At 72.3% G+C, this 8,415-nt stretch carries 10 protein-coding genes; 3 read left to right on the forward strand and 7 right to left on the reverse strand.

The window, feature by feature from the left end; all coding sequences use genetic code 11:
• A partial coding sequence (locus AB0J68_RS21060) for an ATP-binding cassette domain-containing protein (protein WP_363940065.1) occupies positions 1–655 on the forward strand: 655 nt, incomplete at its 5' end.
• A gap of 73 nt (positions 656–728) precedes the next feature.
• Here AB0J68_RS21060 and AB0J68_RS21065 read toward each other — a convergent pair.
• From AB0J68_RS21065 to AB0J68_RS21085, 5 genes are all read right to left on the reverse strand, one after another.
• Positions 729–1,451, reverse strand: a complete 723-nt coding sequence (locus tag AB0J68_RS21065; protein ID WP_354857210.1) for a FadR/GntR family transcriptional regulator — start codon at positions 1,449–1,451, stop codon at positions 729–731.
• 8 nt (positions 1,452–1,459) lie between these two features.
• Positions 1,460–2,854 (reverse strand): enolase C-terminal domain-like protein, encoded by a 1,395-nt coding sequence (locus AB0J68_RS21070; RefSeq protein ID WP_363940067.1) that lies wholly within the window; start codon positions 2,852–2,854, stop codon positions 1,460–1,462.
• 502 nt (positions 2,855–3,356) lie between these two features.
• Positions 3,357–3,764: an arsenate reductase ArsC gene (locus AB0J68_RS21075; protein WP_355067455.1), complete on the reverse strand. Its 408-nt coding sequence runs from the start codon at positions 3,762–3,764 to the stop codon at positions 3,357–3,359.
• Entirely contained in the window at positions 3,761–4,861 is a 1,101-nt protein-coding gene (arsB, locus tag AB0J68_RS21080; RefSeq protein ID WP_363940069.1) for an ACR3 family arsenite efflux transporter, read from the reverse strand. The genes AB0J68_RS21075 and arsB overlap by 4 nt, the downstream gene beginning before the upstream one ends.
• Positions 4,858–5,241, reverse strand: a complete 384-nt coding sequence (locus tag AB0J68_RS21085; RefSeq protein WP_354857201.1) for a metalloregulator ArsR/SmtB family transcription factor — start codon at positions 5,239–5,241, stop codon at positions 4,858–4,860. The genes arsB and AB0J68_RS21085 overlap by 4 nt, the downstream gene beginning before the upstream one ends.
• Positions 5,242–5,339: 98 nt before the next feature.
• On the opposite strand from AB0J68_RS21085, the gene AB0J68_RS21090 reads away from it, so the two are divergent.
• A complete protein-coding gene (locus tag AB0J68_RS21090) occupies positions 5,340–5,837 on the forward strand; it encodes an N-acetyltransferase family protein (RefSeq protein ID WP_363940071.1) in 498 nt (165 codons plus the stop codon).
• A 14-nt stretch (positions 5,838–5,851) separates the two neighbouring features.
• On the forward strand, positions 5,852–7,258 hold the full coding sequence (locus AB0J68_RS21095) for an NAD(P)-binding domain-containing protein (RefSeq protein ID WP_363940073.1): 1,407 nt from the start codon (positions 5,852–5,854) through the stop codon (positions 7,256–7,258).
• Between the two features lie 54 nt (positions 7,259–7,312).
• Here AB0J68_RS21095 and AB0J68_RS21100 read toward each other — a convergent pair whose 3' ends face one another.
• Together AB0J68_RS21100 and AB0J68_RS21105 are read right to left on the reverse strand one after the other, a co-directional pair.
• Entirely contained in the window at positions 7,313–7,666 is a 354-nt protein-coding gene (locus AB0J68_RS21100; RefSeq protein WP_355067447.1) for a TraR/DksA C4-type zinc finger protein, read from the reverse strand.
• A 38-nt stretch (positions 7,667–7,704) separates the two neighbouring features.
• A partial coding sequence (locus AB0J68_RS21105; RefSeq protein WP_363940075.1) for a ferritin-like domain-containing protein occupies positions 7,705–8,415 on the reverse strand: 711 nt, incomplete at its 5' end.

Raw genomic sequence — 8,415 nt, forward strand, 5'->3', positions numbered from 1 at the left:
CGACAACGGCGCCGGAAAGAGCACGCTGATCAAGACGCTGTCCGGTGTGCACCCGCCCGACGAGGGTGAGATCCGGGTGGGCGGTCGTCCCGTCCACTTCGCGACGCCGGTGGACGCCCGGCGCGCGGGAGTGGAGACCGTCTACCAGGATCTCGCGGTCGCCGACGATCTCAGCGTCGCCGCCAACCTCTACCTCGGGCGGGAGATCCTGCGCTCCGGGCCGCTCGGCCGGCTGGGGCTTCTCGACAAGCGCGCCATGCGGCAGGGGGCCGCCGCGGCGCTCGCCGAGCTGGGTGTGCGGATTCCCCGGGTCACCACGCCGATCGCGATGCTGTCCGGTGGGCAGCGGCAGTGCGTGGCGGTGGCGCGGGCGATCATCTGGGCGACGAACGTGGTCATCCTCGACGAGCCGACCGCGGCGTTGGGCGTCGTGCAGACCGGGCGGGTGCTCGACGTCGTCCGCCGGGCCCGTGACGCTGGCATGTCGGTGGTGCTGGTCAGCCACAACATGCCGCAGGTGCTCGAGATCGCCGACCGGGTCGAGGTGCTGCGCCTGGGCCGACGGGCGGCGCGGCTGCGTGCCGACGAGGTCACCACCGACGACCTGGTCGCGGCGATGACCGGGAGCACCGGCGCGGAGCGGGACGAGCGGTGAGGGCGATCGCCCGCCCGTGACCGAGCGCGAGGGGCCGGCATCGGTTCCGTTGGCGCGCGGAGCGGGCGGGCGATCACTGCGCCTGCGCGTCGACGCCCGTCTCACCCTCGTCGGGCAACCCCTGTAGCGACTCCTCCACACCGATCAGGTGGTTGGCCATCCGGGTGCGGGCCCGCTCCGGGTCGCGCGCCCGGAGGGCCTTGAGGATCGCCACGTGCTCGTCGTGGGTACGCCGGTCCGCGCCCTCCTCGTGCAGGCTCCGCCAGAGTCGCCCGCGCAGGGTGCGCCCGGCGAACGCCTCGATCAGGCCGATGAGCACCGGGTTGTCGGCGTGTGCGGCGATGATCCGGTGGAACGCGATGTCGATTTCCATGATCCGCTCATGGTCCTGCGGCGACCGACCGGCGATCCGGGCTGCCTCGTCGAGCAGCTCCCCGGCCTGGGCGAGGGCCTCGTCGGTGATCCTGGTCGCCGCCAACCGGGCGGCCTCGCACTCCAGCAGGCGGCGGACGGTGTGGATGTGCCGCCCGTCGCCCTGGCCCTGGAAGTCGACGACGAAGCCCATCGGGGCCAGCAGTTGCGGCGCGTCGAGGTTGGTGACGTACGTGCCGTCGCCCTGGCGGATGTTGACGATGCCGAGGATCGACAGCGCCGACATCCCCTCGCGCAGCGATCCCCGCGAGACGCCGAGGGACTCGGCGAGGTCCTTCTCGATGGGCAGCCGATCCCCGGGCTTGAACGTCCCTTCCAGGATCATCCGCTTGATGCCGTTCACCACTTCGTCGGTGCGGGACATGACACCTCCTAGCGGCCGGCGGGGGTGGCCGTCCCACCCGCGATCACGTACGGCTCCGGAGATGACACCGTAGCCGGGTCTGTCGCGGCCCAGTAGAGGCCGTCGGGGAACCGGTACCGCGCGATCGACTCGGGGTGCATCCGGGTGGAGTAGCCGGGCGTGCTGGGCAGAACGTAACCGCTGCCCCAGCCGGTGTCCCGGACGACACACGGGTCGGTGAAGTGCTCGTGCAGGTGGTCGACGAACTCGGTCACGCGGCCGGTGAGATCCCCTGAGATGGCGACGTAGTCGAGCACCGACACGTGTTGGACCATCTCACAGAGCCCGACACCGCCGGCGTGCGGGCACACCGGGACGTCGAACTTCGCGGCGAGCAGCAGCACGGCGACGATCTCGTTGATGCTGGCCAGCCGGCCGGTGTCCAACTGGCAGAAGTCGATGGCCTCGGCCTGGAACAGCTGCTTGAACATCACCCGGTTGTGGCAGTGCTCGCCGGTGGCGACGCCGACGGGAGCGACGGCACGGCGTACGGCCGCGTGGCCCAGGATGTCGTCCGGGCTGGTCGGTTCCTCGATCCACAGTGGTGAGAACTGGGCGAGGGCCTTGACCCACTCGATGGCCTGGTCGACGTCCCACACCTGGTTGGCGTCGATCATCAGGTTGCGGTGCGGGCCGAGGATCTCCCGGGCGATCCGGCACCGCCGGATGTCGTCGTCGAGGTCGGCGCCGACCTTGAGCTTGACGTAGCCGTAGCCGGAGTCGACGGCCTCCTGGCACAGCCGGCGCAGCTTGTCGTCGCCGTAGCCGAGCCAGCCCGCCGAGGTGGTGTAGGCCGGGTAGCCGGTGCGCGCCAGCTCGGCCAGACGGTCGGCCTTCGTGCTCTGCTTGGCGCGCAGGATGGCCAGTGCCTCGTCCCGGGTCAGCGCGTCGGACAGGTAGCGCAGGTCGGCGATGTCGACGAGTTGCTCGGGGGACATGTCGGTGAGCAGCCGCCACAGCGGCTTGTCCGCCAGTCGCGCGGCCAGATCCCAGGCCGCGTTCAGCACGGCCGCCAGCGACAGGTGGATGACGCCCTTCTCCGGCCCGAGCCAGCGCAGCTGGGAGTCGGAGGTGAGCAGGCGGTAGACGGCCCCCATGTCGGCGGCCATCGTCGTCACGTCCAGGCCCACCAGGCGGTGGGCCTGGTGCACCGCCGCCGCGACGACGATGTCGTTGCCCCGGCCGATGGTGAAGGTGAGGCCGTGACCGGCGAGCGGTGCGCCGGCGCTGTCGAGGCCGTCGGTGTGCAGGATGACGTAGGCCGCCGAGTAGTCGCCGTCCTTGTTCATGGCGTCGGACCCGTCAGCGGTCAGCGAGGTGGGGAAGCGGACGTCCTCGACGGTGACGCCAGTGATCTGCGGCATGCGCTCCTCGCCCGACTAGGCTAAAGATCTGATGATCATTTGGAGTATACGGAGGCTCGATCGGCTGCGTCAACGACATCGATCGACTCGTGCCAATATAGATCTAATGTTTTACGCTCTCTGGCGGCGTCCGGTGACCGCGTCCGTTCCTCGCCCGCCGGGGCGTCCGCCCGGCCGGATGGACGGATCGACGCGGCGAGGGCGCGACGGGTTCCGTGTGACACCGGCGCTGCTTGCCGACCCTCCCGCAGGGCGGTCGACCTGCTCCGCCGCGCTGCGGGCCGCGTCGGCCGGCACCGCCCCGGCCGGGGCCGGGTGGTTGTCGTGAACATCGGCCGGGGCCCGATGAAGATTAGATGTTCACCCCGATGGCCGACGTCGGCTCAGGCCGGCCGCACCGGTGCCGCTGAGGCGATACATCACATCTATGTGGACGCCGTTGCCGTCGGTGAGTCCCGTCGTGGTGTCGGCCAGCGGTGGCGTGTGTCGGCCTCGTCCGTGCTCAGCCGAGGGCGGCCAGGTCGGCGACGAGCTGCTCCACCCGGGTCCGGATGTCGTCGCGGATCGGGCGGACGGCGTCGACGCCCCTGCCGGCCGGGTCGTCGAGCTTCCAGTCCTCGTAGCGCTTGCCGGGAAAGACCGGGCAGGCGTCGCCGCAGCCCATGGTCACGATGACGTCGGAGGACTCCGCGGTGGCGTACTCCAGGAGGGTGGGGGTCTGGTCGGTGATGTCGATGCCGACCTCGCGCATGGCCTGGACGGCGGCGGGGTTGATCGTCTCGGCCGGGGCGGAGCCGGCCGAGCGGACCTCGACGGTGTCGCCGGCGAGGTGGCGCAGCCAGCCGGCGGCCATCTGGGAGCGGCCGGCGTTGTGGACGCAGACGAACAGGACGCTGGGTTTGTCGCTCATCGTGACGCCTCTCGGTCAAGGGGTGGGGTGAAGAAGCGGCGGCGTGCCCAGAGCGAGACGTGGACGAGGCCGACCAGTACGGGCACCTCGATCAGCGGCCCGACGACCCCGGCGAGCGCCTGACCGGAGGCCACGCCGAAGGTGCCGATCGCGACGGCGATGGCGAGTTCGAAGTTGTTGCCGGCGGCGGTGAACGCGAGGGTGGTCGTGCGCGCGTAGCCGAGGTCGAGCGCCCGGCCGAGAGCGTAGGAGCCGGCCCACATCAGCGCGAAGTACACCAGCAGCGGCAGGGCGATACGGGCGACGTCGAACGGCCGGCCGATGATGGCGTCGCCCTGAAGGGCGAACAGGATCACGATGGTGAACAGCAGCCCGTACAGGGCGGCGGGGCCGACGCGGGGCAGGAGGCGGGATTCGTACCACTCGCGACCCCGGGCGCGCTCGCCGAGGCGGCGGGTGAGGTAACCGGCCAGCAGCGGGATGCCGAGGAAGATGAGCACGTTGCGGGCGATCTCCCAGACCGAGACGCGCAACTCGGCGCCCGGCAACCCGAGCCAGCCGGGCAGCACCGACAGGTAGAACCAGCCGAGCAGGCCGAAGGCGAGGACCTGGAAGACGGAGTTGAGCGCGACCAGGACCGCCGCGGCCTCGCGGTCGCCGCACGCGAGGTCGTTCCAGATGACGACCATGGCGATGCACCGGGCGAGGCCGACGATGATCAACCCGGTGCGGTACGCGGGCTGGTCGGCCAGGAACACCCAGGCCAGGGCGAACATCACGGCCGGGCCGACCAGCCAGTTGAGGACCAGCGACGAGATCAGCAGGCGGCGGTCGCCGGTCACGGTGTCGAGCCGGTCGTAGCGGACCTTCGCCAGCACCGGATACATCATGACCAGCAGGCCGATCGCGATCGGCAGCGAGATCCCGCCGACCGCCACCGCCTCCAGCGCGTCGTCGAGCCCGGGGATCAGGCGGCCGAGCAGCAGCCCGACGACCATGGCCAGCCCGATCCAGACCGGCAGGAACCGGTCGAGTCGGGAGAGGCGACCGACGACGGCGCTCGCGGCCGGGTCGGCCTGGCGGGTGGCGGTGCTCACGAGCATTCCGACCGGGCGGCGGGAGCGGGGCCTGCCTCGGTCGGGACGACGGTGAGCAGTGCGGCGAGTTGGTGCAGGACCGTCGGCCGGGCGCGGTAGTAGACCCAGGTGCCGCGACGCTCGGCGTCGACGAGCCCGGCCTCGCGCAGCGTCCTGAGGTGGTGCGAGATGGTCGGGCCGGTCAGGTCGAACGCGGGGGTGAGGTCGCAGACGCAGATCTCGCCGCCCTCGGCGGAGGCGATCATCGACATGAGCTGCAGGCGGACCGGGTCGCCGAGGGCCTTGAACGCGGGGGCGAGCGCGGCGGCGGTCTCGGCCGGCACACGCCGTTCGGACAGGGGCGGACAGCACAGCACGTCCACGGCCGCTTGTTTCGACATCAGTCTAGGTTGACAGACATCTAATCAGCGTGCAACTGTCTGATTCGACAGACGTCGAGACAGTCTCTCCTCGTCCGAGACCGGAACGGAGCCCGCCGATGGCCGACCTGACCACGCGCCCGATGACCGCCGGCGACGCCGACCGCGTCCTGACGATCTACCAGGCGGGCCTCGACGGCGGTGACGCCAGCTTCGAGACCACCGCGCCGACCTGGGGGGCGTTCGACGCCACCCGGCTGACCGCGCACCGCTTCGTGGCCGTGGACGGCAGCCACGCCATCCTCGGCTGGGTCGCCGTCACACCGACATCGAGCCGCCCGGTCTACGCCGGAGTGGTCGAGCACTCCGTCTACGTCGACCCGGCGGCCCAGGGGCGCGGGGTCGGCCGGCTGTTGCTCGACGCGTTGATCACCTCGACCGAGGCGGCCGGCATCTGGACCATCCAGTCCGGCATCTTCCCGGAGAACACCGGCAGCCTGGCCCTGCACCGGCGGGCCGGGTTCCGCGTCATCGGCGTCCGGGAGCGGATCGGCCGCCACCACGACCGCTGGCGCGACGTGATCCTGCTGGAACGCCGCAGCCCCACCATCACCTGACAAGGAGTTACCCGATGAACGCCCTGGACAGCCTTCCCGTCGTGGTCGTCGGCGCTGGCCCGACCGGCCTCGCCGCAGCCGCCCACCTGAACGAACGCGGCCTGCCCTTCGTCGTCCTGGAAGCCGGCGACACCCCGGGCGCCGCCGTCGCCCAGTGGGGCCACGTGCGGGTCTTCTCGCCCTGGCGCTACAACATCGACCCGGCCGCCCGCCGGATCCTCGACGACGCCGGCTGGATCGCCCCCGACCCGGAGGCCCTGCCGACCGGGGCGGAGCTGGTCGGCGCGTACCTCCAGCCGCTCGCGGAGCTGCCCCAACTCAAGCCGCACGTCCGCTACGGCGCCCGGGTCCAGGCGATCAGCCGCCTCGGCCTCGACCGGCTGCGCACCGCCGGCCGCGACACCACGCCGTTCCTGGTCCGCCTCGCCGACGGTGACGAGCTGCTGGCCCGCGCCGTGCTCGACGCCTCCGGCACCTGGGGCACCCCGAACGTCCTCGGCGCGTCCGGCCTGCCCGCCCGGGGTGAGGCCGACGTGGCCGCGTACCTCGAACACGCGCTGCCGGACGTGCTCGGGGCCGACCGGGACCGCTTCGCCGGCCGCCACACGCTCGTCGTGGGCGCCGGTCACTCCGCGGCGAACACCCTGCTGTCCCTGGCGGACCTGGCCGCCACCGAGCCGGGCACCGAGGTGACCTGGGCGATCCGCACCACCTCGCCCGCGCGCACGTACGGCGGCGGGGACGCCGACGCCCTGCCGGCGCGCGGCGCTGTCGGCGCGCGGCTGCGGGGGCACGTCGACGCGGGCCGGGTCCGGCTGCTCACCGGCTTCTGGGTGCATGCCCTCACACCGGCCGACGGGCGCGTCCGGGTGGTCGTCCGGCACGCCGACGGGGGCGAGGAGTCGGTGCTCGTGGACCGCGTCGTCGCGGCCACCGGGTTCCGCCCGGACCACTCGATCACCGCCGAGCTGCGGCTGGACCTCGACCCGGTGCTCGGCGCGACCCGCGCGCTCGCCCCGCTGATCGACCCGAACGAGCACTCCTGCGGCACCGTGCCTCCGCACGGCATCGACGAGCTCACCCACCCGGAGGTCGGCTACCACGCCGTCGGCATGAAGTCCTACGGTCGGGCGCCGACGTTCCTCATGGCCACCGGCTATGAGCAGGTCCGCTCGGTCGTCGCCGCCCTGGCCGGAGACTGGGCCGCCGCCCGCGACGTCCAGCTCGACCTGCCCGAGACCGGCGTGTGCTCCAGCAACGCCGCCGACTCGGTGAGCGGCGACAGCTGCTGCGGCCCGACGCCGGCCGCCGAGCCGGCCCGACGCGGGCTGGCCACCGGCGTCTCCGGCGGGCTGCTCAGCCTCGTCGCCGTCGACACCGCGCCCGCCGATGGCCAGGCCGGCGGCTGCTGCGCCAGCTGACGTCCCCGCGACGGCGGCGTCCGCCGGCCCCCGGGCCCGCGGGCGCCGCAACCGTCACCGGCGGCTGGCGCAGGCGACGCAGGTACGCGCCGACGGGCGGGCGGCGAGCCGCTCGGCGGGAATCGGGCGCAGGCATCGTTCGCAGACGCCGTAGCTGCCGGCGTCGACGCGGCTCACCGCCTCGTCCAGTTCGGCCAGGCGTCGACGTGCCGCGTCCAGGACGGCACTGAGCTGTGCCCGTTCGAACGCGATCGTGCTGCCCTCGGGGTCGTGTTCGTCGTCGGCGTTCGACGACCGGGACGCCTCGAACAGGCTCCGCAGGTCGCCCTCCAGCGCGGCGGCCTCAGCGGCGGTCTCGTCGCGCCGCCGGAGGAGATCCGCACGAATCGCGCGGGATTCGGTGTCCATGGCGGTTCCAGGCTACGCCCGGTGCCGCGCACCGGGGTCTACATGAAGTTGCGGGTGTGCAGGGCGGAGAGCGCGGCCGCCTCGTCCGACCGGAAGCCCAGCCGGACGAGTCGGCGCTGGCGGCCCTGGTCCATCGCCTGTTGCAGAGCACGCACGTGGTCGAAGCCGGCGGCCACGTCATCGGGGTCCCACCCGCCCGCCGCGAGCAGCACCAGCGCGTCGAAGACGTCCGCGTTGAGGCCCGCGGTGTCGGCCAACGCGTCGTGACGACGGTGGATCGCGGCACGGAGTCGGTCCCGCAGCAGCGGGTCGACCGTCGCCTGGTGCTCCAGATGGGCCATGCCGAACACCACGTGCCGGCGCTCGTCCTGCATCGCCAGCCAGCAGATCCGGCGGGTCACCGGATCGGGAGCGTGCCGCACCAGGAACCCCAGCAGGTCGACGAAGCTGCCCTCGCCGAGCACGGAGAGCAGGAACGACGCCAGGGCGAAATCGGACTCGGCGACGAGCGTGAAGAGCGACTGCCGGCCACCCGCCGAGGACGTGCCCAGCTCCGCGCCGCGCAGCAGCGCCCGCCGGCTGAAGACCTCCATGTGCCGGGCCTCGTCGGCCACCTGCACCGCGAGGAGCTGCACCACCTCCCGAAAGTGCGGGTGGATGCGGCCGATGAACCGGGCCGGTACGACGAGAGCCGCCTGCTCGTTCTCGACCAGGTAGGTCATGACCTGCACGACCGCGGCCTCGACATC

The organism is Micromonospora sp. NPDC049580 (assembly GCF_040675595.1).
In the GTDB taxonomy this organism is placed as follows: Bacteria; Actinomycetota; Actinomycetes; order Mycobacteriales; family Micromonosporaceae; genus Micromonospora.